Origin of the sequence: Kosakonia quasisacchari (assembly GCF_004331415.1) — a bacterium.
Classification (GTDB): Bacteria; Pseudomonadota; Gammaproteobacteria; order Enterobacterales; family Enterobacteriaceae; genus Kosakonia; species Kosakonia quasisacchari.
Window position 1 is genome coordinate 67,753 of the sequence record NZ_SJOP01000015.1, and the last position, 25,351, is coordinate 93,103.

Below are 25,351 nucleotides of genomic sequence, written 5' to 3' on the forward strand. Positions count from 1 at the left end.
GTCGATTTTGTTTTGCGCTCTATCATCCACAGCGGCGGCGCGATCGCAAAGAATTAAACGTCATTACGCTCACACTGCGGGTGATAAGCCTTGCTTAGTGCTTGATTGCGTGCCATTTCGCGCTAAGGTGTGGGCAACCATTCACGGCGAGGGAAGCAACCATGGCGAAAACGGCGCGGCCAACAATCAGCGATGTCGCGAAAGCGGCAAAAACAGGGAAAACCAGTATTTCACGCTATCTGAATGGTGAAAAACATCTGCTTTCCGCCGCGTTGCTGGCGCGTATCGAGCAGGCTATTGCCGATCTCGACTACCGCCCAAGCCTGATGGCGCGCGGCTTAAAGCGCGGTCGCACCCGCTTGATTGGCCTGATCATTGCCGATATTACCAACCCCTACTCCGTGCATGTGCTGAGCGGCATTGAAGCCGCCTGCCGCGAAAAAGGATTTACCCCGCTGGTATGTAATACCAACAACGAAGTGGATCAGGAGCTGCATTATCTCGACCTGCTGCGCAGTTACCAGGTGGAAGGCATTGTGGTTAACGCCGTGGGGATGCGTGAAGAAGGGCTAAACCGCCTGCAACAATCCTCGCTGCCGATGGTATTGATTGACCGCAAAATCCCCGATTTCGCCTGCGATGTGGTCGGGCTGGACAACACGCAGGCAGCTACCACCGCCACCGAGCACCTGATTGAACAGGGTTTCGAAGCGCTTCTGTTCCTGAGCGAACCACTGGGTTCGGTGAATACCCGCCGCGAGCGGCTGGCTGCGTTTCGCGCGACACTAGCCCGCTACCCTGGCATGGTGGCGGAAAACGCCGAAATTGTGCTCCATGAAGCCGCGCAGCTCGACAATACTCTGCGCCAGTTCCACGCCAGCCACCGGGGAATGCGCAAAGCCGTTATCTCCGCTAACGGCGCACTCACGCTGCAAGTGGCGCGTTCACTAAAACGCATCGGCCTGAACTGGGGCAGCGATATTGGTCTACTCGGTTTCGATGAACTGGAGTGGGCTGAGCTGGCAGGTGTGGGCATCACTACCCTCAAACAACCGACCTGGCAAATCGGCTTTGCCGCCGTTGAGCAAGTCGTGCGGCGCATTGAAGGCCACAGCGACACGGTTCGCGAACAGGTTTTTTCCGGCGAACTGATCGTGCGTGGTTCGACGGCGCGTTAAATAACCTTCGTGATGACGATCATACTTCCGGCACAGTGATCTTTTCTTTGGAACCGGTTCCATCTAGCGTTAAAGACACACGAAAGCGAGATAATCGCCCGGGAGTCGAACAATGCAGAGAAAAATTATCGTCGTCACCGCCGCTTACGGCCACCCGCAAATCGAGGCGCTGGGCGGGCAAATCGCCTTGCTGCCCATTATCGCCGAAGCCGGAGCCGACGGTGTTGAGATCCGCCGCGAGCTGTTAAGCGAAGACGCGTTAGCCCATCTGGCCTCACTGGCCTTCGCCATCGACCTGCATAACCTGCAAGTCTGTTACTCCGCGCCTGAGGCGCTGTTCGAACCGGACGGCGTACTGAACCCGCGCTTACCGGCCTTGCTGGCAGAAGCACAGACGTTGAAAGCCCAGTGGCTAAAAGTTTCGCTTGGCCACTTTCGCCATAACAGCGAGCTGGAAACACTGCGCGACTGGCTGGCGACCAGCCCGGTGCCGCTGGTGGTGGAAAACGACCAGACCATATGCGGCAAACTCGCGCCAATGCTGCGCTTTAAAGCTGCCTGCCACACGCTCGCTTTACCGGTGAGTTTGACGTTCGACACCGGTAACTGGCTGTGGGTTGGCGAACATCCCGAAGAAGCCGCACGCCAGTTAGCGCCTGCGGTCAGTTATATCCATGTCAAAGCCGCCGTGACGCATGGCGACAGTTTCCGCGCCGTACCGCCGGACTCTGCCGATGCCCGTTGGCTGGCGCTGCTGAATAACTTACCTGCCGATGCACCGCGCGGTATCGAATTCCCACTGGAAGGCGAAGATCTGATCGCCGTTACCCGACATTACGTTAATTTGTTACGCGAGGAGCCGCATCATGCATAAACCGCTGGATGTCATCACGATTGGCGAAGCGATGGCGATGTTTGTTGCCTGCGAAACAGGCGATCTGGCCGATGCCAGTCAATTTATCAAGCGGGCGGCAGGCGCGGAGCTGAATGTCGCCACCGGGCTGGCGCGCCTGGGTTTGCAGGTGAGCTGGGTAAGCCGCGTCGGCGATGACAGCTTCGGGCGCTTTATCCTCAATACGCTGCGTAAAGAAAACATCGATACCACTGGTGTGACACTTGACGGGCGTTATGCCACCGGCTTTCAGCTGAAATCTAAAGCCGAAAATGGAACCGATCCCATTGTGGAATACTTCCGTAAAGGCTCGGCGGCAAGCCACCTCTCGACAGAAGATTTTCATGCGGCGCTGTTTAACGACGCCCGCCATTTGCACCTTAGCGGCGTGGCGGCGGCACTGTCGGCATCGTCTTATGCACTGCTTGAGCATGCGGCGCTAAGCATGAAAGCACAGGGCAAAACCATTTCGTTTGACCCGAATCTGCGACCGGTGCTGTGGAAAAGCGAAGCGGAGATGGTGGAAAAACTCAACCGTCTCGCCTTCCAGGCTGACTGGGTTCTGCCTGGGTTAAAAGAGGGATTCATCCTCACTGGCGAAAAAACGCCGGAAGGGATTGCCGATTTCTATCTACAACGCGGCGTAAAAGCCGTGGTGATCAAAACCGGTGCCGATGGTGCGTGGTTTAAAACCGCCAGCGGTGAACAGGGCGCCGTTGCGCCAGTAAAAGTGGAGAACGTCGTCGATACGGTCGGAGCCGGGGACGGTTTCGCCGTAGGCGTAATTAGCGCCCTGCTGGAAGGCAAAACCTTGCATGACGCGGTGCGGCGCGGTAACGCCATCGGCGCACTGGCTATCCAGGTGCCGGGCGACAGCGAAGGATTGCCTACCCGTGCGGAGCTGGGCGCGTTGTAACGCACTCTACCGCCAAAACATGACTCACCGCCCTGTACCCTACAAACAGGCGGTCACCACCTCAACCACAGAGGCAACCTTATGAACGCTACAAATTCAACAAAACGCTGGCTGTATATCATGCCGATCGTGTTCATTACCTACAGCCTGGCCTATCTCGATCGCGCCAACTTTAGCTTTGCTTCCGCTGCTGGCATTAACGATGATTTAGGCATTACCAAAGGTGTTTCCTCACTGTTAGGCGCGCTGTTCTTTCTTGGTTATTTCTTTTTCCAGATCCCGGGCGCGATGTACGCTGAACGGCGCAGTGTACGCAAACTGATCTTCATCTGCCTGATCCTGTGGGGCGGTTGTGCCTCGTTAACCGGCATGGTGAGTAATATCCCGATGCTTGCCGCCATCCGCTTTATCCTCGGTGTGGTGGAAGCGGCCGTGATGCCCGCGATGCTTATCTATATCAGCAACTGGTTTACCAAATCCGAACGTTCACGCGCCAATACCTTCCTGATCCTCGGTAATCCGGTCACTGTGCTGTGGATGTCGGTGGTTTCCGGTTACTTGATCCAATCCTTCGGCTGGCGCGAAATGTTCATTATCGAAGGTATTCCGGCGGTGATTTGGGCGTTCTGCTGGTGGGTCTTGGTAAAAGACAAACCCGCGCAGGTGAACTGGCTGTCGAGTGATGAAAAAACCGCGCTGCAAACCCAGCTTGATAAAGAACAGCAGGGCATTAAAGCGGTGCGTAATTACAGCGAAGCCTTCCGCTCACGCAATGTCGTGCTGCTGTGCCTGCAATATTTCGCCTGGAGTATTGGCGTCTATGGGTTTGTCCTGTGGCTACCGTCAATTATTCGCAGCGGCGGTGAAAACCTGGGCATGGTCGAAGTTGGCTGGCTCTCCGCCGTGCCTTACCTGGCGGCGACGCTGGCAATGATCCTCGCCTCGTGGGCATCCGATAAGCTGCAAAACCGTAAACTGTTCGTCTGGCCGCTGCTGCTGATTGGCGCGTTTGCCTTTATCGGCTCGTGGGCAGTTGGCGCGAACCATTTCTGGGTCTCTTACTCACTGCTGGTGGTGGCTGGCGCGGCGATGTACGCCCCTTATGGGCCTTTCTTCGCCATTATTCCTGAAATGCTGCCGCGCAATGTCGCCGGTGGGGCGATGGCGCTCATCAACAGCATGGGCGCGCTGGGCTCCTTCTGCGGCTCCTGGGTGGTGGGTTATCTCAACGGCGCAACCGGCAGCCCGTCCGCGTCGTACATTTTCATGGGGGTAGCGCTTTTCGCCTCCGTGTGGCTTACTTTAATTGTTAAGCCTGCTAACAATAAGCAGATTCCGGCAGGCGCACCATCACAAGGGAGAACCGCATGAAGCCATCCATCATCCTGTATAAAGCCTTGCCCGATGATTTGCTGCAACGTCTGGAAACGCATTTCACCGTGACCCGCGTGGCGAACCTGAAACCGGAAACGGTGGCACAACACGCAGACGCCTTCGCCAGCGCGCAAGGACTGCTGGGTTCCAGCGAAAAAGTGGACAGCGAGCTACTGGAAAAAATGCCGCAGCTACGCGCCACGTCGACTATCTCGGTAGGCTATGACAACTTTGATGTGGATGCGCTGAACGCACGTAAAATCCTGCTGATGCATACCCCGACCGTGCTCACGGAAACCGTCGCCGATACCATGATGGCGCTGGTGCTGAGCAGCGCGCGCCGCGTGGTGGAAGTTGCCGAGCGGGTGAAAGCGGGCGAGTGGACATCGGGTATCGGCGCAGACTGGTTTGGCATTGATGTGCACCATAAAACGCTGGGCATTATCGGTATGGGACGTATTGGTCTGGCACTGGCGCAGCGCGCGCACTTCGGTTTCGGCATGCCGATTCTTTACAACGCGCGTCGCCACCACACCGAGGCGGAAGAGCGTTTTCAGGCCCGTTATTGTGATTTAGAGACGCTGCTGAAAGAGTCCGATTTTGTTTGCCTGGTGCTGCCGCTGACGGACGAGACCCATCACCTGATCGGTAAGGCGCAGTTTGAGATGATGAAAAAATCGGCCATCTTTATCAATGCCGGCCGCGGCCCGGTGGTTGATGAAGCGGCGCTGGTGGAAGCGCTGCAAAACGGTGAGATCCACGCCGCCGGGCTGGATGTCTTTGAGCAAGAGCCATTGCCGGTTGATTCGCCGTTGCTGTCGTTGCCAAATGTTGTGGCGCTGCCGCACATCGGTTCTGCAACTCATGAAACCCGCTACAACATGGCGGAGTGCGCGGTAGAAAACTTAATCGACGCGCTGAACGGCAAGGTCGAGAAAAACTGCGTCAACCCACAAGTGGCGAGCTAACACAAAGCGCAATAAAAAAGAGGCGAACATGTCGCCTCTTTTTTTTGCCTGCGCCGGATTACTGCTGCGTGGCGGCGACGGTTGCCGTCCAGGCCTGATTGAACGCCTGATGCTGCGCCGCCAGCGGGGCAATCAGCGCGTTATACTGGCTGGCCTGCTGCGACGTCGGGAACTGAATGCCGTTGGCAACAAAGCTCACCTGCGTGTCCTGTTGAGCAATAAAATCACCCACCTGAACCAGTTGCTGTGTGAACACCTGTGCTGCCGGGATCAACGGTTGCAACGCGTTGGCCGGGTTGGTGACCACTTTGGTAAACACCTGATCATAAACGGGTTTAAGATCATCAGCCTGTTTTAACGCAGCATGAGACGCATCGGCCTGCATTTTTGCGTTTTGCAGTTGCTGGCTCAGTACACCCAGCGAACCATTAGCCTGGCGAAGCGGTTCACGCTGCGTCATATAATCCTGCGGCACGCGGATAGCATTAACGCTGTCCACCACCGGACGCAGACCAGAATCCATCGCCTGGTTAACCTGCTGGGAATAGCCATAAATCACAGCGTAGTCAGAGACAAACGGGCCAAACTGTTTTTTCTGATCCGCCGTCAGCGCGGGCAGTCGTTCGCTGCTGCGCATGGCCGTATTTTGCAGGAAATCGATAAACGCCTTGCGCTGATCGCCCTCTTTGTCAAAACACCCACTCAGGCTTACTACCATTAATAACGCCGCAAGAGACGCGAACCAGCGAGAGCAGGACTTTCCTGTCGCCATTTTGTTACTCCTTTCACCCATAAAAGCGCATACCGGCACACGCGTGCCTGAAGGCTTACAAGGATAGTCCAGGTCTGCTTCGCAAGATACCCCTTCAATGCATTCTTAAACGCGCGAAACCGACCTGGCATGAAATTTTCCGCGAATCGGTACAGATTATTCTTAATCGAAAATTCTGCTGAAGGTTTACAAAAATATACTGAATAAATGCAGCCTGAGAGTAATCAAGCAATTAAGCGGTAACCCAGTGTCAAAACGTGTATTTCAACAGCATCAAAACGTTTCGACGCATAAATAATCACTGGCGCAACCACCACACCAGGAATTTTCACGACTATTCTTAATGAGCTGTATCACGATCCCGCTGTGTGATTTTACGAGGAGTGCTCGATGGAATATAAAGATCCAGAATTTGAGCTGCTAAGCAGCCTGGAACAAATTGTTTTTAAAAAAGACGTAACGCAGCCGGTAACCCTGAGCAAAAAGCCGAATTTCTTTAGTGACTTTGAACAATTGCGACGTGGAACCGGGCTTAAAATTGATGACTTCGCTCGTGCCATGGGAGTTTCTGTATCGATGGTGCATGAATGGGAATCACAACGAATAAAACCCACAGTCACCGAGATGAAACTGATGCGTCTGATTCATGCGAACCCAACGCTCAGTAAGCAGTTAATTGAATAAATAGTGATGTTAGAACCCCCGATAATCCGGGGGTTAATAGCCACCTTACTCCGCTTTGCAGTGCCAACCCTCTTCCCGCCATACCAGACTGTGCGTAAGCGTTAATCCCTGAAGAAATGCCTCGTCATGAGACACCACCAGCATCGCGCCAGGAAATGTCGCCAGCGCGGCTTCAATCGCCTGCGTTGATGCCAGATCGAGGTGGTTGGTCGGCTCATCCAACAGCAGCAACTGCGTGGCATCGCGCCGCCACAATACGCACGCCAGCGCCGCTTTTAACCGCTCGCCGCCGCTGAGCGCCGCCAGCGGCAGCATCACTTTATCTGCGCCCAGTTGCAGTTGCGCCAGGCGGCTGCGCAGTGCGCCCTCCTCCATCGGCGTATCGCCAGAATTGAGATGCGCCAGCACCGACAGCGAGAGATCGAGCTGCGATAAATGCTGATCAAGGTACGCGCAGGTGACCGAGCGCTGGCACAGACCGGCGCGGGGAGCCAGCTCGCCAAGGATCACTTTCAGAAGCGTCGATTTACCGCAACCATTCGGCCCGCGCACTGCCACGCGCATTGGGCCATCCATACGCCAGTTAAGCGGAGCAAGCGCCACGTGTGGCAGCAGCAAATCCTCCGTAACCAGCACCTGCTTACCGTCGGGAAGATGGCTGCCAGGCAGCGTAAACAGGACCGGCATCTCCTCTTCCACCCGCTCGCGCGCCTGGTTAACGGCGGTGTTAAGCGCTTCATTCTGGTCGCTGTGCTGCTTGCGCCAGCTCGCGGGCCGTTCTTTCGCCGCGTTCTTGTATTTCACACGCTCAAACGAGGCAATATTTAACGTATCGACGGTTCGCAGCGTCTGCGCCGAGCGTCGCTGGCTGGCATCATGCTCTTTTTGCATCCTGCTACGGGTACGCCGACGCTCATTGGCGGCGTGTTCAAGCCCTGCTCGCGCGGCTTGCTGCTCCGCATCGCGTTGCCGCTGGTAGTCATCATAATTGCCGCCATAACTACGCAGCCCACCGGGTGTGAGCTCCAGAATGCGCAGCATCAGCGCCAGTAATTCACGATCGTGGGTCGCCACCAGCGTGCCACCGTTTCGCTGCGCCAGTTGCGCGTAAAACCACTCGCGTCCCTGTCTGTCGAGGTGATTTGTGGGTTCATCCAGCAGCAAATAATCCGTATTGGCGATAAACGCACTGCACAATAATGCCCGCACACGCTCGCCGCCACTGAGGGTAATGGCAGGTCTATCCGGGGCGAAAGTGGGAAGTCTGGCGTTTGCAAACGCTACATCCAGGCGTTCCGGCAGATCCCAGAGCCCTTCAAGCCTGTCGAGATCGTCGGGTTGGTAAGCGCCCTGTTCGATGCGCTGACGGGCAGCGAAAACATCGCCATAACCAAGCAGTTCCGCCAGCGTAGTCTGCGCAGAAAGCGCGTGCTGCTGTGCAATATACGTATGCGTACCAAAGCGTTCGATATGCCCGTGGGCGGGTGTTGCCAGGCCGGCCAGCAGACGGAGTAATTGCGTTTTGCCCACACCGTTGCGCCCCACCAGGCCGCACAGCGACGGTTCAAGGGAGAGATTAAGCGGGCCAAAAAGCGTCTCGCCCGTCGCAAACTGACAGGTGAGCTGATGCAAAATAAAAGCGGGGACTTGGGCGCAATGAGCCATAAGCACTCCTGAATGAAATCAATACATCCCCTGCCGACGCCTGCGCGTTTAGCAAGGATCCGAGTTCATCAGTCGTGTTTGTTCATTTTTAGAGAGCGCTCCGGTGAGACGAGATATTCGTCGGCGCAAAGGATAGCCGCATCATTTCTCCTCTTCAAGATTAAATTTTCACCACCTCGTCATAAAGGCGCTAATCATTTGCATGTTATTGCCGATGAATAAGGTGACTTAACTAAAAGTAGCAGGCCGTGCGTGTAAACCGGGAAGAGAATTTCACAAAGGAAACAACGAAACAGCGCGTGATGTGAAAACACAACGATGTTGAAACGTTAAGCCGCATTCATCAGGGAAGAGAGCGACCCCGGGCGCTTTGCATTGTCCTTTTTAGACAATGAATAACCAGACGAGAATGAATGATGTCGAAATATATCCTGATTGTCGATGACAGCCGCCTGTCACGCATGATTTCACGCCAGTATGTGCTCAACCTGCACGGGGACTGGAAAATCGACGAGGCCGGAACGGGCGAAGAGGCGATCGAACTGGCATCAGCAAACACACCTTATGCGATTTTACTGGATGTAAACATGCCAGGTATTGGCGGCATGGAAACCGCTTCGCGCATCCGCCAGACGCACCCTGGCACACATATCATTCTGCTCACCGCCAACGTTCAGAACTCTATACAAACCGCTGCACAAGCGCTTGGTGTTGGCTTCCTGCCAAAACCGCTGAAAGAGCCGCAACTCCACGCCTTGTTGAACGGACTGGAGGCACATCCATGAGTGAATTGCCGGATATCAGCGAAATTGAAACCGACAGCCTGATGGAGATCTTCAACATCGGCGTCGGCCAGGCCGCCGCCGCAATGAGCAATATCGTCAATGAAGAAGTGCGGATGTCGGTGCCGACAATCCGCTTTACGCCACGCTCTGAAGCCGCTGATGAGCTGGGGGCGGGCATATCGTTATTCGGCATTAGCCAGCATTTTGAGGGCGCTTATGCTACCGAAGCGATTTTGATGTTTCCTGAAGCCGCCAGTTTTGAAATTGTGCGCATGATGGTGGGCGATCTGATCCCAGCGCATGAACTGGGCGAGATGGAACGCGAAGCGATGAGCGAAATTGGCAATATTGTGCTCAACGCCTGTGTCGGGACGCTGGCCAATATGTTCCAGAAAGAGCTACAAGGTTCGCTACCCGTGGTTCGCGTGGGCAGCAGCAAGCAGATCCTCAACCCAAACAAAGATGACAACGACCCGCTGGTGATGATGTTGCGCATCGATTTTGCGCTTGAGCGCCAGCAAATTCAGGGGTATCTCGCCTTTATCCTTGATATGTCTGCGCTGCGTGACTTACGTGAACAGATCCGGCTTTATATCAGCCGCTTAGAAACCGGCAGTGTTCCAGACGGAATGCATTGAAAATGAAAGATAAGTTGTTGTTTGATGCCTTTTCATCCTTAAGCCTCGGTGTGATCATTGTTGACGCACAGTACCGTATCGCCCTGTGGAACGCGTGGTTAGAAATGCACACCGGGCGTGCAGCCTGCGACACGGTTGGCGAGGATTTTTTTAGCGTATTCCCCGATCTGGCCTGTCACCGCGTCGGCGATGCGATTCGTCAGGCTATTGACCACAATTTATCTGCCCTGCTTTCGCAATCTTTGCACCGTTCACCCTTCCCGCTCTACGCCGAACCTTCACGCCCCGGCGCGCGCCTGAGCCAAGCGGTAACGATTGTGCCATTAGGCGATAGTGAACGGTATTGCCTGATTCAGATAGCCGATGTCACCGCCGCCGTGCGCCGCGAATCATTACTGCGCGAACAGGCGCATGAGCTGCTGTCACAATCGCTTTCGGATGGGCTTACCGGCGTTGGCAACCGCCGTTATTTCGACCTTTGCATTGAGCGTGAATGGCGCGCCAGCAAGCGCAATAACAAGCCGCTGTCGCTGCTGCTGATTGATGTGGATTACTTCAAGCTTTATAACGATTGCAATGGCCACCAGCGCGGCGATGAGTGTTTACAGCAAATTGCTATGGCGATGCGCGGTGCGCTGAAAAAACCTGCCGATGTCCTGTTCCGTTATGGTGGAGAGGAGTTCTGCGCCCTGCTACCCGAAACCCGCTGTGCCGATGCCGTTGAGCTCGCCGAGACACTCCGCACCAGCGTACAGCTACTGGATTTGCCCCACACCAGTTCCCCCGGTGGTATCGTCAGCGTCAGTATTGGTGTCGCCAGTCTCTGCCAGAAAAACCACACCGAGTACGGGCAGCTTATCCAGAGCGCCGACAATGCGTTGTATGAAGCTAAGCGCGCAGGCCGTAACAACGTTCGCGTCAATTCCACGTTTACGCCGTTCGTCCCTTACCCCGGCGAGCAAAACACGCCGTAGCCCTGACGCCAGACATAAAAAAACCCGCCGCAGCGGGTTTTTCATAGCAATGATAATTACTGCAACAGAGAGATATCCGCAACTTGCAGGAACAATTCACGCAGTTTAGACAGCAATGTCAGACGGTTGATACGCACGTCTTTGTCGTCAGCATTCACCATCACGTTCTCAAAGAACTCATCCACCGGCTCGCGCAACTGCGCCAGTTCGATTAATGCGTCCTGGTAACGGCCTTCAGCAAAGTACGGCTGCAGTTTATCGCGCAGCACCACTAAGTTGCCCGCCAGCTTGATTTCCGCTGCTTCTTTCAGCACCGAGGCGTGAACGATGTCGTTCAGCGTCTCGTCGGATTTCGCCAGGATATTGGAAACGCGCTTGTTTGCTGCCGCCAGCGCCGCCGCTTCGTCGAGCGTACGGAAGTGCGAAACCGCCTTCATACGCGCATCGAAATCGGCCGGTTTGGTCGGACGACGCGCCAGCACCGCCTGAATGGTATCAACGCTGTAACCTTCGTCCTGATACCAGGCACGGAAACGACCCAGCATAAAGTCGATCACATCATCGACCACTTTCGCGTTGGTCAGCTTGTCGCCGTACAGACGCACCGCTTCTTCGGTCAGGGTTTGCAGATCCAGCGCCAGGTTCTTCTCAACGATAATACGCAGTACGCCCAGCGCGGCGCGCCGCAGTGCGAACGGGTCTTTATCGCCTTTCGGATGCTGGCCGATACCGAAGATCCCCGCGAGGGTGTCCATCTTATCGGCAATCGCCAGTGCACAAGCAATCGGGTTCGACGGCAGTTCATCACCGGCAAAACGCGGCTGGTACTGTTCGTTCAGCGCCACAGCAACGTCTTCTGCTTCACCGTCGTGACGCGCATAGTGCATGCCCATCACGCCCTGGGTGTCGGTGAATTCGAACACCATGTTGGTCATCAGGTCGCATTTGGAGAGCAGGCCCGCGCGCGTGGCGTGATTTACATCCGCGCCAATCTGCCCCGCAATCCAGCCCGCCAGCGCCTGAATACGGTCGGTCTTATCGCGCAGCGTACCCAGCTGTTGCTGGAACAGCACGGTTTGCAGACGCGGCAGATGATCTTCGAGGCGTTTTTTGCGGTCGGTATTGAAGAAGAACTCGGCATCCGCCAGACGCGGACGCACCACTTTTTCGTTACCAGAGATAATCTGTTGCGGATCTTTCGATTCGATGTTAGCGACGAAGATAAAATTCGGCAGCAGTTTGCCGTCATTGCCATACACCGGGAAGTATTTCTGGTCACCTTTCATGGTGTAAACCAGCGCTTCAGCCGGAACAGCAAGGAATTTCTCTTCAAACTTCGCGGTCAGCACCACTGGCCATTCAACCAGAGAAGTCACTTCTTCCAGCAGGCTGTCGCTCAGATCGGCATTGCCGCCAATCTTACGCGCCGCTGCTTCAGCATCCGCTTTGATTTTCGCTTTACGCGCATCGTAATCGGCAACCACTTTGCCGCGCTCCAGCAGAATTTGCGGGTACTGATCGGCGTTGTCGATGGTGAACTCCGGCTCACCCATAAAGCGATGGCCGCGAATCACGCGATCGGACTGAATGCCAAGAATCGTCGCTGGAATCACGGTGTCACCCAGCAACAGCGTGACGGTGTGAACCGGGCGCACAAAGTGCACATCCGACGCGCCCCAGCGCATCAGTTTCGGGATCGGCAGCTTGCCAAGCGAGTTGGCAATCATGTTCGGCAGCAGCGCTTCTACGTTTTCGCCTTTAACATGCGCGCGATAGAGCAGCCATTCACCTTTGTCGGTGGTCAAACGCTCGGCCTGATCGACAGTGATGCCGCAACCGCGCGCCCAACCTTCAGCCGCTTTGCTCGGCTTACCTTCAGCGTCAAACGCCTGGGCGATCGCCGGGCCGCGTTTTTCAACTTCGCGATCCGGCTGGGATGCCGCCAGTTTGGCGACTTTTACCGCCAGACGCCGCGGCGCGGCGAACCACTGCACGTCGCCGTGGGTCACACCCGCTGCATCCAGCTCAGCGGTAACGTTGGCAGCGAAGGACTCGGCCAGGCTGCGCAATGCTTTTGGTGGCAGCTCTTCTGTGCCGATTTCCACCAGGAAAGTTTTCTCAGACATGGCCGCCTCTTATTTATTTCTGTTACACATCGGGAAGCCAAGGGCTTCACGGGAAGCGTAATACGCTTCAGCCACTGCTTTGGTCAGCGTGCGGATGCGCAGAATATAGCGCTGACGTTCCGTCACGGAGATAGCTTTACGCGCATCCAGCAGGTTGAAGCTATGGGCGGCCTTCAGAATGCGCTCGTAGGCAGGCAGCGGCAACGGGTTTTCCAGCGCCAGCAACTGCTGAGCTTCTTTTTCATACTGCTCGAAGCAGCTGAACAGGAAGTCGACATCCGCGTATTCGAAGTTGTAGGTGGATTGCTCCACTTCGTTCTGATGGAACACGTCGCCGTAAGTGGTTTTACCCAGCGGGCCGTCGCTCCAGACCAGGTCGTAAACACTGTCCACGCCCTGAATGTACATGGCCAGACGTTCCAGACCGTAGGTGATTTCACCGGTAACCGGTTTACACTCCAGACCGCCAACCTGCTGGAAGTAGGTAAACTGCGTTACTTCCATGCCGTTTAACCACACTTCCCAACCCAGACCCCAGGCACCCAGCGTCGGGTTTTCCCAGTTGTCTTCCACGAAACGAATATCGTGAATGGTCGGATCCATACCCAGCTCTTTCAGTGACCCGAGGTACAGCTCCTGAATGTTATCCGGAGACGGTTTAATCACCACCTGGAACTGATAATAGTGCTGTAAACGATTCGGGTTTTCGCCATAGCGCCCATCGGTCGGACGGCGGGAAGGTTGCACATACGCGGTAGCCATCGGTTCTGGCCCCAGTGCACGCAGGCTGGTCATCGGGTGTGAGGTACCGGCGCCCACTTCCATGTCCAAAGGTTGAACAATGGTACAGCCCTGACGAGCCCAATAATCCTGTAAGGTCAGGATCAGACCCTGAAAGGTCCTGGTATCAAACTTTTGCATATTCTTTCGTGCTGGATACGTGTGGATTTATAGGAAGCGCCCAGTATACCCGCTGGCTGCAAGATATACAGTACGAAACGGATTTGTTTAAGGAAAATTGGGGAAAGCGCGCGCCGCCGGACGGGAATCTAGCGGTCTAGCGCATCGAAAGGTGTAAAAATTGGCCTTCCGCGTCAAAAGTGCAGACAAAGGCTTCCCGGCGCGGTGTCATACCCCGCATTTCATAGCTGCCCTGAAATTGCTCAAAGCCGGTGACATTAATTTGCTGTACGCCCGTGTTGTAGCGGCGCGCGGCATTTTGTCTGCACAAATTTTCCATATCCAGCGAATGTTCCGGGCCAGGCCGCGCTTTTTGCGCTTTCTGCGCGGGAATATCCGAAGAGGCGCTGCAGCCAGCTAATAGCAGCACCAGTGCGGGAACAATACACTTCATCATTTTTATCACTGCCTGCTTGCGGGCTGTTATTTTTAAAGGCGTGGGACGCAAATTTTGCAAATCTGCGCGAAACGCACAAGCGAGAGCGGGAAAACTCAGAATTATCTAATGAGATAGGTAGATAATCTAACAGTCAGAGAGGATTTATCTTTAACGTGAAAACAGAGGAACTGATGCAGTCGAAAATTTACTGGATAGATAATCTGCGAGGGATAGCCTGTTTAATGGTAGTGATGATCCATACCACTACCTGGTACATTACGAACCCTGCCAGCATCACCACTTTCGACTGGAACATCGCTAATATTCTCAACGCCGCTTCCCGCGTCAGCGTGCCGCTGTTTTTTATGATTTCCGGCTACCTCTTTTTTGGCGAACGCAGCGCACAACCGCGCCACTTCTTGCGTATCGCGCTTTGTCTGGTGTTCTACAGCCTGGTAGCCCTGCTCTATATCGTGCTGTTTACTTCGATCAACAGTGAGCTGTCGTTGAAAAATCTGCTGCAAAAACCGGTTTTCTATCACCTGTGGTTTTTCTTCGCCATTATCGTCATTTATCTGGTGTCGCCGCTGATTCAGGTGAAAGCGCTCAGCGGCAAAATGCTGCTGGCGTTAGTGGTGGTGATTGGCATTGTGGCGAACCCGAATACGGTGCCGCAGAAAATCAGCGGTTTTGAGTGGCTGCCGGTCAATCTTTATATTGGTGGGGATACGTTTTACTACATTTTGTATGGCATGCTCGGGCGCGCCATTGGCATGATGGAGACACAAAAACGGGCGCTCACCTGGACCTGCGCCGTCCTGTTTTTAGCCGCTGTATTTGTGATTTCACGCGGCACGCTCAATGAGCTGAAATGGCGCGGCAATTTCGCCGATACCTGGTATCTCTACTGTGGGCCGATGGTCTTTCTTTGCGCCATTGCACTGTTTACGCTTATCAAAAATACGCTTAATAGCCGCACGCTGCCGGGGCTGACGCTGATTTCTCACCATTCGCTGGGTATTTACGGTTTTCATGCGCTGATTATTCACGCCCTGCGTACGCGCGGCATTGAAATCCACGCTTCACCGCTACTCGACATTGTATGGATTTTCACCGCCACACTGCTGGCGAGCCTGGCGCTATCGATGCTGGTGCAACGTCTCGACAGACGCCGTTTTGTCAGTTAATCGCCCGTTGGCGCGCCCGCTGTAGCTGGCGCGGCGAGGAGAACCCGGCAGCAAGCGCGGCCTGCTCTGCGCCGCGCCCTTGCAACAGACATTGCTCGGCAATCACCAGTCGCAATTGTTCAAGATAATCTCGCACGCTGATCCCCAGGTGCTGCTGGAACAAACGTGTTAAATGCCGTGGGCTAACGTGCGCCCGCTCGGCAATGTCGCTCAGTTGCCAGGCTTTTTGCGGCTCCGCCGTTAGCGCATCTTGCGCGCGGTGCACCGCCGGATGCAGGTGGTTACGGTAACGCAGCCACGGTGAGATTTGCGGATCTTCCCCGGAACGGCGGAACCAGACCACCATTTCCCGCGCTACCGCCAGCGCCATTTCCGGCCCGCACAGCCGGTTAATCAAATGCAGCGCTAGATCGATACCCGAGGTGATACCCGCGCTGGTCCAGATGCTGCGATCCTCAATGAAAATACGGTTCTCTTTGACCTGCGCCGCAGGTGCCACCGCGCGTAAACGGCCAATGACATCATGGTGGGTGGTGCACTGAATGCCGTTCATCAACCCGGCTTTCGCCGCCAGTATCGCGCCGGAACAGACGCACATCAACGCAATGCTCTGGCTGTGAATCAGTGGTTGCAGGCGCATCAGCCAGTGCCGCACAGCGTTCGCCTGTGGCGTATCGAATAACCGTGAGGAATCTGACACGCCCGGCAGCACCAGCAGGCTGCCTTCCGGCAGGGTGTCCGGTAACGGTGCGATGTTGCTCATCGTCAGGCCAATCGAGGTCAATACGTTCTCTTCCGGGCCAACGTAGTGCAGACGAAAGGCGTTATCTGCCAGCGCGAAAGTTTCCGCCGGGCCGGTCATATCCAGCGCCAAAACGCCGGGCAACATCACAAACCAGACATCTGTGGTCATTACAGTTCCAGAATCTCGTGGACGGTTTTAATGGCGGCAAAGCGGCCTTCGAGCACGGTTTCGGTGCGATGGCGCAACGCGTTGCAATCCAGCGTAACCCCTTTATGCGTCATCGGGAAGGTCAGTGTCGCTTCGCTAACAAAGGTCACGCGATACCCCAGATCCGACGCAACGCGCGCGGTGGTTTCGCAGCACTGCTCGGTGCGAATACCACAAATAATCAGATGGTTGATGTCGCGGCTACGCAACCAGTGATCCAGCCCGGTATCCGTAAATGCGTTGTGTACGTGCTTATAAAACGTTACGGCGGCGCGGTGTTGCAGGAACGGCATCGGCGTGACAAAACCACTCTCCAGCGAAAACGGCCCGTTGTCGGCGACATGAAAGATATCAACTATCGGCACGCCGCGTGCTTCACAGCCAGCGATAAGCGTGGAGATCGCCTGCTGAAACGCAGCGAAATCCGTATCTTGCCAGTAGTCGCGATGGAAAAAAGATTGCTGTGTGTCGATATTAATCAGCGCGGTGCGGGACATTTCAGGACTCCTTGCTCAGTGAGGTTAACACCATTGTGGCAAGGAGTTTTGCGCCTGCTAAGACCAAAAAAGGACAACATCATGGTGATTCCGGCCCACCTGAACAGTGAGCCGGATAAGCAGGAAAAATCAGGACATCAACGGCAGTAGCTGCTGATAGATGCGCCGGAACGTTTCACGACGTGGCGCATAATGGGCGTGTCGATCGGCATCCGGTGTGTGCTGTTGCTCAACCGGCAGTTGCGGCAGCAGCGTCGCCAACGGCGTTTGCGGATTGATGGCAATTTGCGCCAGCCGCGCCGCACCAAGCGCAGGCCCAACATCGCCGCCGGTGCGGTAATCCAGCTGCAATCCGCTGATATCCGCCAGCATTTGCCGCCACCATGCGCTGCGCGCACCGCCGCCGATAAGCGTAATGCTCTGCGGTGTTACGCCGCAGGCGTGGACAACATCCATACCATCCGCCAGCGCGAAACCGACACCTTCCAGCACGGCGCGGGCAAGTTCTTCGCGGCCATGCTGATGCGTCAGACCAAAGAACACGCCTTTCGCCTGCGGGTTGTTATGCGGCGTGCGTTCTCCGGAAAGGTAGGGTAAAAACCACAGATCCCCGGCGTTATCGTTCGCTTGTTGCGCGGCGTTAATCAATGCCGGAACCGACTCCAGCCCCGTCAGCTTCGCCGCCCAGTCCAGGCATGACGCTGCGCTAAGCATCACCGACATCAAATGCCAGCGCCCCGGCAGTGCGTGGCAGAAACTGTGCACCGCGCTTTCAGGTTTACTGAGGAACCCTTCGCTGACGGCAAAATAAACCCCGGATGTGCCCAGCGACAACATCGCCTGGCCTGCATCGGCCATACCGACCCCAACAGCACCTGCGGCGTTGTCCCCGCCACCCGCCACAACCGGAACTACCGGCATCGTCCAGCGCCGGGCAACCTCCGGTAGCAACTCGCCGGTGATTTCGCTGCCTTCAAACAGCGCAGGCATCTGCGCACGCGAAAGCGAGCACGCAGCCAGCATGTCATCGCTCCAGTCGCGGTTTGCCACATCCAGCCACATTGTTCCCGCCGCGTCGGACATGTCACTGGCGAATACGCCGGACATTTTCAAACGCAGAAAATCTTTGGGCAGCAGCACTTTCGCCACATGGGCAAATATTTCTGGTTCGTGACGCTGCACCCACAAAAGCTTCGGCGCGGTAAAACCGGGCATCATCAGGTTGCCGGTAATCGCACGGGAATTTTTGACCTTTTCTTCCAGCAGCGCGCACTCTTCGCCGCTGCGACCGTCATTCCACAGAATGGCCGGGCGCAACACCTGGTTGTTTTTATCGAGCAGCGTCGCGCCGTGCATCTGCCCGGCGAGGCCAATCGCTTTCACCTGATGTAACGAGTGCGCCTCGCCCAATGCCAGAATGGCGCGGTCCGTCGCCTGCCACCACGCTTCGGGATCTTGCTCCGACCACAGCGGATGCGGTCGCGACACGCTGAGTTTTTCCGTATGCGAGGCCAGCACCTCACCCTGCTCGCCGAGCAGAATCGCCTTCACACCAGAGGTGCCGAGATCGATCCCGATATACATAGTGACCACTCCTTTTTAGTGCGCCGCGTTATCCGCGGCGCAGAACGGTTTACTTATCAAACAGGTAGTAGTTAACCAGGTTTTCCAGTTGCTCCTGATGACCGCTCTGGTGGTGCGGTGCCAGGTTCTGCTGCTCAGCGTACTTCGCCAGCTCCGCGAGGCTAAGCTGTCCCTGCAAAATTTGCTGACCCAGCTCACCATTCCAGCCCGCATAGCGCTTCGCCACACGTTTATCCAGCTCGCCCTCTTCCACCATGCGAGCCGCCACTTTCAGCGCCAGCGCCATGGTGTCCATCGCGCCAATATGGCCGTAAAAGAGATCGTATTTATCGGTGCTCTGGCGACGCACTTTGGCGTCAAAGTTCAGGCCGCCGGTGGTGAAACCGCCCGCTTTGAGGATTTCATACATCACCAGCGCGTTCTCTTCGACGCTGTTCGGGAACTGATCGGTATCCCAGCCGAGCTGCGGATCGCCGCGGTTCGCGTCCACTGAACCAAACAGCCCCAGCGCGATTGCCGTGGCGATTTCATGATGGAAGGAGTGACCTGCAAGCGTGGCGTGGTTGGCTTCGATATTCAGTTTAATCTCTTTCTCCAGACCAAACTGTTTCAGGAAGCCATAAACGGTGGCAGCGTCATAATCGTACTGGTGCTTGGTCGGTTCCTGCGGTTTTGGCTCGATAAGCAACGTGCCGCGAAAACCGATTTTGTGTTTATGCTCAACCACCATATGCATGAAGCGGCCAATCTGCTCACGCTCCTGGCGCAGATCGGTATTCAGCAGGGTTTCATAACCCTCGCGACCACCCCACAGCACATAGTTTTCACCACCCAGTTTGTGCGTGGCGTTCATTGCGGTAACCACCTGCGTCGCCGCCCAACTGAACACTTCCGGATCCGGGTTGGTTGCCGCGCCAGCGCCGTAGCGCGGGTTGGTAAAGCAGTTCGCTGTGCCCCACAGCAGCTTCACGCCGCTCTGCTGCTGTTTTTCCGCCAGCACGTCCACCATCTGTGCAAAATTGTTCAGATACTCTTTCAGCGACGCACCTTCTGGCGAAACGTCCACATCGTGGAAGCAGTAATAGGGCACATTGAGTTTATGAAAAAACTCAAACGCGACATCGGCTTTACGCTTCGCCATCGCGATGGCTTCGCCAGGCTGTTGCCATGGGCGATTGAAGGAGCCCACACCAAACATATCTGCGCCGTTCCAGCAGAAAGTGTGCCAGTAGCAGGCAGCAAAACGCAGGTGATCTTCCATGCGCTTACCGAGCACTAGCTCATCCGGATTGTAATGACGAAACGCTAAAGGATTCGTGGTTTTTGGACCTTCAAAACGAACCCGATCCAGCTGGTCGAAATAAGCTTGCATAATGAGCTCCATTGGCGAGTGTACAAATCTGACGTTAATACTGGATTCTCTCTCTGGCTCGCTCAATTACGTTATTTCACACTGCTATTAAGAGAATGCACAAACGTGCGCTGGCTCGCAAATAATGCTCTCTGCCGCTGCGACAAGCCTTCCTGTTTTTTATGCAAAATCGGTTTTGCTTTTTTTAAAATAAGATCGCGGTCATAAATCAGCAAATAAACCAAAAAACGTAACGCCCGGATAAAAATCTGTAATTGCCAGCAAACAATTCTGCGTTAAGAATTTGCTCGTCTATAGCAGTGCATGTTTCTTTTATCTCGCCCTTCACCCTACAAAAGGTATTACTATTATGAAGATAAAGAACCTTTGCCTTACACTCTGCGCCTCCCTGCTGCTGGCAAGCGCTTTCGGCCATGCCAAAGAGGTGAAAATCGGCATGGCGATTGACGATTTGCGCCTTGAACGTTGGCAAAAAGACCGCGATATTTTTGTGAAAAAAGCCGAGTCGCTCGGTGCTAACGTGTTTGTTCAATCCGCAAACGGAAATGAAGAAACGCAGATGTCGCAAATTGAAAATATGATCAACCGTGGCGTTGATGTACTGGTTATTATTCCCTACAACGGTCAGGTATTAAGTAACGTAATAAAAGAAGCCAAACAGGAAGGAATTAAAGTTCTGGCTTACGATCGCATGATTAATAATGCCGACATCGATTTCTATATTTCATTCGATAATGAAAAAGTCGGGGAATTACAGGCGCAAAGCCTGGTAAGCAAAGTCCCGCAGGGAAATTATTTCTTAATGGGCGGATCACCAGTAGATAATAACGCCAAGTTATTCCGTGCCGGTCAAATGAAAGTATTAAAACCCTATATCGATAGCGGGAAAATTAAAATTGTCGGCGATCAATGGGTCGATGGCTGGTTACCGGAAAACGCGCTGAAGATTATGGAAAACGCCCTCACCGCTAACAATAACAAAATTGATGCGGTGGTCGCTTCCAACGATGCGACCGCTGGCGGCGCAATTCAGGCTCTGAGCGCCCAGGGTCTGGCCGGGAAAGTGGCGATTTCGGGCCAGGATGCCGACCTCGCAGGGGTGAAACGGTTGATTAACGGCAGCCAGACCATGACGGTCTATAAGCCAATCACCCAACTGGCGAATACCGCTGCGGAAATTGCCGTCGAACTGGGCAACGGCAAGACGCCAAAAGCGGACGCCTCGCTGAATAACGGCCTGAAAGATGTTCCTGCCCGCCTGTTGACACCAATCGAAGTCACCAAAGACAACATCGACGCTACTGTCATCAAAGACGGATTCCATCAGAAAGATCAGCTCTAAAACCGTCGGCGCGCCGGCCATTAGCCAGCGGGCGCGTCGGCTGCCATCTCTTTCAGGCGCTGTATATCGGCGAATGACGTGGAGCAGCCATGCCTTATTTACTTGAAATGAAAAATATCACCAAAACCTTTGGTGTCGTAAAGGCGATAGATAATGTCAGTCTGCACCTTAATACGGGTGAGGTGCTCTCGCTGTGTGGTGAGAACGGTTCGGGTAAATCCACGCTGATGAAAGTGCTGTGTGGGATTTACCCGGCTGGCAGTTATGAGGGAGAAATCATTTTTGCGGGCGAAACCCTGCAAGCCAGCCATATCCGCGATACCGAGCGGAAAGGGATTGCCATCATTCACCAGGAACTGGCGCTGGTGAAACATTTAACCGTGCTGGAAAACATTTTCCTCGGTACGGAAATCACTCGCCACGGGGTGATGGATTACGACCTGATGACGCTTCGCTGCGAAAAGCTGCTCAAACAGGTGAGCCTGACAGTATCGCCCAATACCCGGGTTGGTGATTTAGGGCTTGGGCAACAGCAACTGGTCGAAATCGCCAAAGCGCTGAACAAGCAGGTACGACTGCTTATTCTGGATGAACCCACCGCTTCGCTGACCGAGCAGGAAACCGCCGTGCTGCTGGATATCATCCGCGACCTGCGCAACCACGATATCGCCTGCATTTACATTTCCCACAAGCTGAATGAAGTCAAAGCGATATCGGACACCATCTGCGTTATCCGTGATGGCAAGCATATCGGTACGCGTGATGCCGCGGGCATGAGCGAAGACGACATCATCACAATGATGGTAGGCCGCGAACTGACCGCGCTCTACCCCAATGAACCGCACGCGACAGGCGACGAAATCCTGCGCGTTGAACACCTTACCGCCTGGCACCCGGTAAACCGCCATATCAAACGCGTGAACGATATTTCATTCAGCCTGAAGCGCGGCGAGATCCTTGGCATCGCCGGGCTGGTTGGCGCAGGGCGAACCGAAGCGGTGCAGTGCCTGTTTGGCGTCTGGCCGGGGCGCTGGGAAGGGCAAATCTTTCTTGATGGCAAAGCGGTACAAATTCACAACTGCCAGCAGGCTATCGACTTTGGTATTGCGATGGTGCCGGAAGACCGCAAAAAAGACGGCATCGTGCCGGTGATGGCTGTGGGCAAGAACATCACGCTAGCAGCGCTTAACCAGTTTACCGGGGCGCTGAGCAGCCTGGATGACGCCGCCGAGCAGGCGTGCATTTTACAGTCACTCCAGCGGCTAAAAGTGAAAACGTCCTCTCCGGAGCTGGCCATTGGCCGCCTGAGTGGGGGCAACCAGCAAAAGGCCATTCTCGCCCGCTGCCTGTTACTCAATCCGCGCATTTTGATCCTCGATGAACCTACACGCGGCATCGATATCGGCGCGAAATATGAAATCTACAAACTGATTAATCAACTGGTGCAGCAGGGGATCGCCGTCATCGTTATCTCATCCGAGCTCCCCGAAGTTCTGGGATTAAGCGATCGGGTGTTGGTGATGCATGAAGGCAAGCTAAAAGCCGATCTCATCAATCGTAATTTGACCCAGGAGCAGGTCATGGAAGCGGCGCTGAGGAGCGAACATCATGTCGAAAAGCAACCCGTCTGAAATCAAGTTAACTACCGCCTCGCCAGGGGCTTTTTCCGGGCTGAAGTCCCTTAATTTACAAGTATTTGTGATGATTGCCGCCATTGTGGTGATTATGCTCTTTTTCACCGGCATGACCGATGGTGCCTACCTAAGCGCGCGTAATATATCCAACCTGCTGCGCCAAACCGCGATCACCGGCATCCTGGCGGTGGGAATGGTGTTTGTCATTATCTCCGCCGAAATTGACCTTTCCGTCGGCTCCATGATGGGTTTGCTCGGCGGCGCGGCGGCGATTTTCGACGTCTGGCTGGGTTGGCCGCTGCCGCTGACCGTGGCGGTGACACTGGTGCTCGGCCTGCTGCTCGGTGCCTGGAACGGCTGGTGGGTGGCGTATCGCAAAGTTCCGTCGTTTATTGTCACGCTGGCCGGGATGCTGGCTTTTCGTGGCGTGCTGATTGGTATTACCAACGGCACCACGGTTTCCCCCACCAGCGCGGCGATGTCGCAAATTGGCCAAAGCTATTTACCGGACGGCGTGGGTTTCGGCGTGGGTCTGCTGGGCCTGGTGGCCTTTGTGTTCTGGCAGTGGCGCGGTCGCATGCGCCGCCAGACGCTGGGACTGGCAACATCTCCCTCCACGGCAGCAGCCGGCCGCCAGGCGATTATCGCAGTGATCGTACTTGGAGCTATTTGGCTGCTGAATGATTACCGTGGCGTCCCCACGCCGGTACTGCTGCTGGCGTTTTTGCTGCTGGCAGGCATGTTTATGGCGACGCGCACCGCGTTTGGCCGCCGTATTTACGCCATTGGCGGCAATCTGGAGGCCGCACGGCTCTCCGGCATTAACGTTGAGCGCACCAAACTTGCGGTATTCGCGATTAACGGACTGATGGTGGCGATTGCCGGTTTGATTCTCAGCTCGCGCCTCGGAGCGGGCTCACCTTCCGCCGGGAACATCGCCGAACTGGACGCCATTGCCGCTTGTGTGATTGGCGGCACCAGCCTTGCAGGCGGTATTGGTAGCGTCGCGGGTGCAGTGATGGGCGCGTTTATTATGGCCTCGTTGGATAACGGCATGAGCATGATGGATGTGCCGACGTTCTGGCAATACATCGTTAAAGGAGCCATTTTGCTGCTGGCCGTATGGATGGATTCAGCCACCAAACGGCGGGTCTGAAAATTGTGAATTAAGGCGCGATCACACTGCCGGATCTCTTTTATTCATTAGTTTGATGAATATCATAATGAGATCGGATGGAAAGTCAGGAAGCAAACCAACATGTTTGAGAAGCGCCATCGCATCACGTTGTTATTTAATGCCAATAAAGCCTACGACCGCCAGGTTGTCGAAGGGGTCGGCGAGTATTTACAGGCGTCGCAATCCGAGTGGGATATCTTCATTGAAGAGGATTTTCGCGCCCGCATTGAAAATATCAAAGAGTGGCTGGGCGATGGCGTGATCGCCGATTATGACGACCGGGACATTGAGCGGCTGCTGGCGGATGTCGACGTGCCGATTGTCGGCGTAGGCGGTTCGTATCACACACCGGAGCACTACCCGCCGGTGCATTACATTGCAACCGACAACTACGCGCTGGTGGAGAGCGCGTTTCTGCACTTGAAAGAGAAAGGTGTGCACCGTTTTGCGTTCTACGGCCTGCCGGCCACTGGCGGCAAGCGCTGGGCGGCAGAACGTGAGCACGCCTTCTGCCAGCTAGTGGCGCAAGAAAAGTACCGCGGTGTTGTTTACCAGGGGCTGACTACCGCACCAGAGAACTGGCAACATGCGCAGAACCGGCTGGCGGACTGGCTGCAAACGTTGCCGCCGCAGACCGGGATTATCGCCGTTACCGACGCCCGCGCTCGCCATGTTCTGCAAGTGTGTGACCATTTACATATTCCGGTGCCGGAAAAACTGTGCGTGATCGGTATCGATAACGAAGAACTCACCCGCTATCTTTCGCGCGTGGCGCTCTCTTCCGTGGCGCAGGGAACCCGGCAAATGGGTTACCAGGCGGCGAAGCTGCTGCATCGTCTGCTGGATAACGAAACGATGCCGTTACAGCGGTTACTGGTTCCGCCGGTGCGTGTGGTGGCCCGACGCTCCACGGATTATCGCTCGCTAAACGACCCGGCGGTGATTCAGGCGATGCATTACATCCGTAATCACGCCTGTAAAGGCATCAAAGTGGATCAGGTGCTGGATGCCGTCGGCATCTCACGTTCAAACCTGGAAAAGCGCTTTAAAGAAGAGGTGGGAGAGACGATTCACGCGATGATTCATGCGGAAAAACTGGAAAAAGCCCGCAGCCTGCTGATATCGACATCGCTCTCGATCAATGAGATCTCACAGATGTGCGGCTACCCGTCGCTGCAATATTTCTACTCCGTGTTTCGCAAAGAGTACGACAGCACGCCAAAAGACTACCGCGACCGCTACAGCGAAATCCTTATTTAGCACAAAAGAAAAACGCCTTCCGGCTGGAAGGCGTT

The 25,351-nt window shown here is 55.1% G+C and carries 23 protein-coding genes; 14 read left to right on the forward strand and 9 right to left on the reverse strand.

What is annotated here, in order from left to right; translation table 11 throughout:
- The first annotated feature begins 161 nt into the window (after positions 1-161).
- The 5 genes from E0L21_RS16525 (at position 162) to ghrB (ending at position 5,328) form a co-directional block, all read left to right on the forward strand.
- Complete coding sequence (locus E0L21_RS16525) at positions 162-1,178, forward strand: LacI family DNA-binding transcriptional regulator (protein WP_131411378.1); 1,017 nt, start codon at positions 162-164, stop codon at positions 1,176-1,178.
- 112 nt (positions 1,179-1,290) lie between these two features.
- Positions 1,291-2,052, forward strand: coding sequence for a sugar phosphate isomerase/epimerase family protein (locus E0L21_RS16530; protein ID WP_131411379.1), 762 nt, complete (start codon positions 1,291-1,293; stop codon positions 2,050-2,052).
- The gene (locus tag E0L21_RS16535; RefSeq protein ID WP_131411380.1) at positions 2,045-2,986 is read left to right on the forward strand and encodes a sugar kinase; all 942 of its coding nucleotides are present in this window, start codon (positions 2,045-2,047) and stop codon (positions 2,984-2,986) included. The genes E0L21_RS16530 and E0L21_RS16535 overlap by 8 nt, the downstream gene beginning before the upstream one ends.
- An 81-nt stretch (positions 2,987-3,067) precedes the next feature.
- A complete protein-coding gene (locus E0L21_RS16540) occupies positions 3,068-4,357 on the forward strand; it encodes an MFS transporter (protein ID WP_131411382.1) in 1,290 nt (429 codons plus the stop codon).
- On the forward strand, positions 4,354-5,328 hold the full coding sequence (ghrB, locus tag E0L21_RS16545; protein WP_131411384.1) for a glyoxylate/hydroxypyruvate reductase GhrB: 975 nt from the start codon (positions 4,354-4,356) through the stop codon (positions 5,326-5,328). Before E0L21_RS16540 ends, ghrB begins: the two co-directional genes overlap by 4 nt.
- A gap of 58 nt (positions 5,329-5,386) precedes the next feature.
- Here ghrB and E0L21_RS16550 read toward each other — a convergent pair whose 3' ends face one another.
- Entirely contained in the window at positions 5,387-6,100 is a 714-nt protein-coding gene (locus E0L21_RS16550) for a DUF3053 domain-containing protein (protein WP_065369626.1), read from the reverse strand.
- 390 nt (positions 6,101-6,490) lie between these two features.
- Here E0L21_RS16550 and E0L21_RS16555 point away from each other — a divergent pair, with 390 nt between their 5' ends.
- Positions 6,491-6,784: an HTH-type transcriptional regulator gene (locus E0L21_RS16555; RefSeq protein WP_131411386.1), complete on the forward strand. Its 294-nt coding sequence runs from the start codon at positions 6,491-6,493 to the stop codon at positions 6,782-6,784.
- A gap of 45 nt (positions 6,785-6,829) precedes the next feature.
- On the opposite strand, the gene E0L21_RS16560 is transcribed toward E0L21_RS16555, so the two are convergent.
- Positions 6,830-8,449, reverse strand: a complete 1,620-nt coding sequence (locus E0L21_RS16560) for an ABC-F family ATP-binding cassette domain-containing protein (RefSeq protein ID WP_131411388.1) — start codon at positions 8,447-8,449, stop codon at positions 6,830-6,832.
- Positions 8,450-8,862: 413 nt separating this feature from the next.
- On the opposite strand from E0L21_RS16560, the gene E0L21_RS16565 reads away from it, so the two are divergent.
- From E0L21_RS16565 to E0L21_RS16575, 3 genes are read left to right on the forward strand one after another with little or no spacing between them, the layout of a single operon-like run.
- Positions 8,863-9,234, forward strand: a complete 372-nt coding sequence (locus E0L21_RS16565) for a response regulator (protein ID WP_131411389.1) — start codon at positions 8,863-8,865, stop codon at positions 9,232-9,234.
- Complete coding sequence (locus tag E0L21_RS16570; protein WP_131411391.1) at positions 9,231-9,872, forward strand: chemotaxis protein CheC; 642 nt, start codon at positions 9,231-9,233, stop codon at positions 9,870-9,872. The genes E0L21_RS16565 and E0L21_RS16570 overlap by 4 nt, the downstream gene beginning before the upstream one ends.
- Positions 9,873-9,874: 2 nt before the next feature.
- A complete protein-coding gene (locus tag E0L21_RS16575) occupies positions 9,875-10,846 on the forward strand; it encodes a GGDEF domain-containing protein (protein ID WP_131411393.1) in 972 nt (323 codons plus the stop codon).
- 56 nt (positions 10,847-10,902) lie between these two features.
- Here the strand turns inward: E0L21_RS16575 and glyS are convergent, their stop codons facing one another.
- The 3 genes from glyS to E0L21_RS16590 form a co-directional block, all read right to left on the reverse strand.
- Positions 10,903-12,972: a glycine--tRNA ligase subunit beta gene (gene glyS / locus E0L21_RS16580; RefSeq protein ID WP_131411395.1), complete on the reverse strand. Its 2,070-nt coding sequence runs from the start codon at positions 12,970-12,972 to the stop codon at positions 10,903-10,905.
- A gap of 9 nt (positions 12,973-12,981) precedes the next feature.
- Positions 12,982-13,893 (reverse strand): glycine--tRNA ligase subunit alpha, encoded by a 912-nt coding sequence (glyQ, locus tag E0L21_RS16585; protein WP_017458223.1) that lies wholly within the window; start codon positions 13,891-13,893, stop codon positions 12,982-12,984.
- A 136-nt stretch (positions 13,894-14,029) separates the two neighbouring features.
- Entirely contained in the window at positions 14,030-14,329 is a 300-nt protein-coding gene (locus E0L21_RS16590) for a YsaB family lipoprotein (protein WP_131411396.1), read from the reverse strand.
- A gap of 173 nt (positions 14,330-14,502) precedes the next feature.
- Between E0L21_RS16590 and E0L21_RS16595 the strand changes: the two genes are divergently transcribed.
- Positions 14,503-15,498, forward strand: a complete 996-nt coding sequence (locus E0L21_RS16595) for an acyltransferase (protein ID WP_131411398.1) — start codon at positions 14,503-14,505, stop codon at positions 15,496-15,498.
- Here the strand turns inward: E0L21_RS16595 and E0L21_RS16600 are convergent.
- The 4 genes from E0L21_RS16600 to xylA form a co-directional block, all read right to left on the reverse strand.
- Positions 15,491-16,411 (reverse strand): GlxA family transcriptional regulator, encoded by a 921-nt coding sequence (locus E0L21_RS16600; RefSeq protein ID WP_131411400.1) that lies wholly within the window; start codon positions 16,409-16,411, stop codon positions 15,491-15,493. The genes E0L21_RS16595 and E0L21_RS16600 overlap by 8 nt on opposite strands.
- The gene (locus E0L21_RS16605; protein ID WP_131411402.1) at positions 16,411-16,947 is read right to left on the reverse strand and encodes an isochorismatase family protein; all 537 of its coding nucleotides are present in this window, start codon (positions 16,945-16,947) and stop codon (positions 16,411-16,413) included. The genes E0L21_RS16600 and E0L21_RS16605 overlap by 1 nt, the downstream gene beginning before the upstream one ends.
- Positions 16,948-17,076: 129 nt before the next feature.
- Positions 17,077-18,531, reverse strand: a complete 1,455-nt coding sequence (xylB, locus tag E0L21_RS16610; RefSeq protein ID WP_131411404.1) for a xylulokinase — start codon at positions 18,529-18,531, stop codon at positions 17,077-17,079.
- Positions 18,532-18,580: 49 nt separating this feature from the next.
- Complete coding sequence (xylA, locus tag E0L21_RS16615) at positions 18,581-19,903, reverse strand: xylose isomerase (protein WP_131411406.1); 1,323 nt, start codon at positions 19,901-19,903, stop codon at positions 18,581-18,583.
- A gap of 349 nt (positions 19,904-20,252) precedes the next feature.
- On the opposite strand from xylA, the gene xylF reads away from it, so the two are divergent.
- The 4 genes from xylF (at position 20,253) to xylR (ending at position 25,316) form a co-directional block, all read left to right on the forward strand.
- Positions 20,253-21,245, forward strand: a complete 993-nt coding sequence (gene xylF, locus E0L21_RS16625) for a D-xylose ABC transporter substrate-binding protein (RefSeq protein WP_131411408.1) — start codon at positions 20,253-20,255, stop codon at positions 21,243-21,245.
- A gap of 89 nt (positions 21,246-21,334) precedes the next feature.
- A complete protein-coding gene (locus tag E0L21_RS16630) occupies positions 21,335-22,876 on the forward strand; it encodes a xylose ABC transporter ATP-binding protein (RefSeq protein ID WP_131411409.1) in 1,542 nt (513 codons plus the stop codon).
- Positions 22,854-24,035 carry a xylose ABC transporter permease XylH gene (gene xylH / locus E0L21_RS16635; protein ID WP_131411410.1) on the forward strand — a complete coding sequence of 394 codons (1,182 nt, stop codon included), beginning with the start codon at positions 22,854-22,856 and terminating at the stop codon, positions 24,033-24,035. Before E0L21_RS16630 ends, xylH begins: the two co-directional genes overlap by 23 nt.
- Before the next feature lie 102 nt (positions 24,036-24,137).
- On the forward strand, positions 24,138-25,316 hold the full coding sequence (gene xylR / locus E0L21_RS16640) for a D-xylose utilization transcriptional activator XylR (RefSeq protein ID WP_131411411.1): 1,179 nt from the start codon (positions 24,138-24,140) through the stop codon (positions 25,314-25,316).
- The last annotated feature ends 35 nt before the right edge of the window (positions 25,317-25,351 follow it).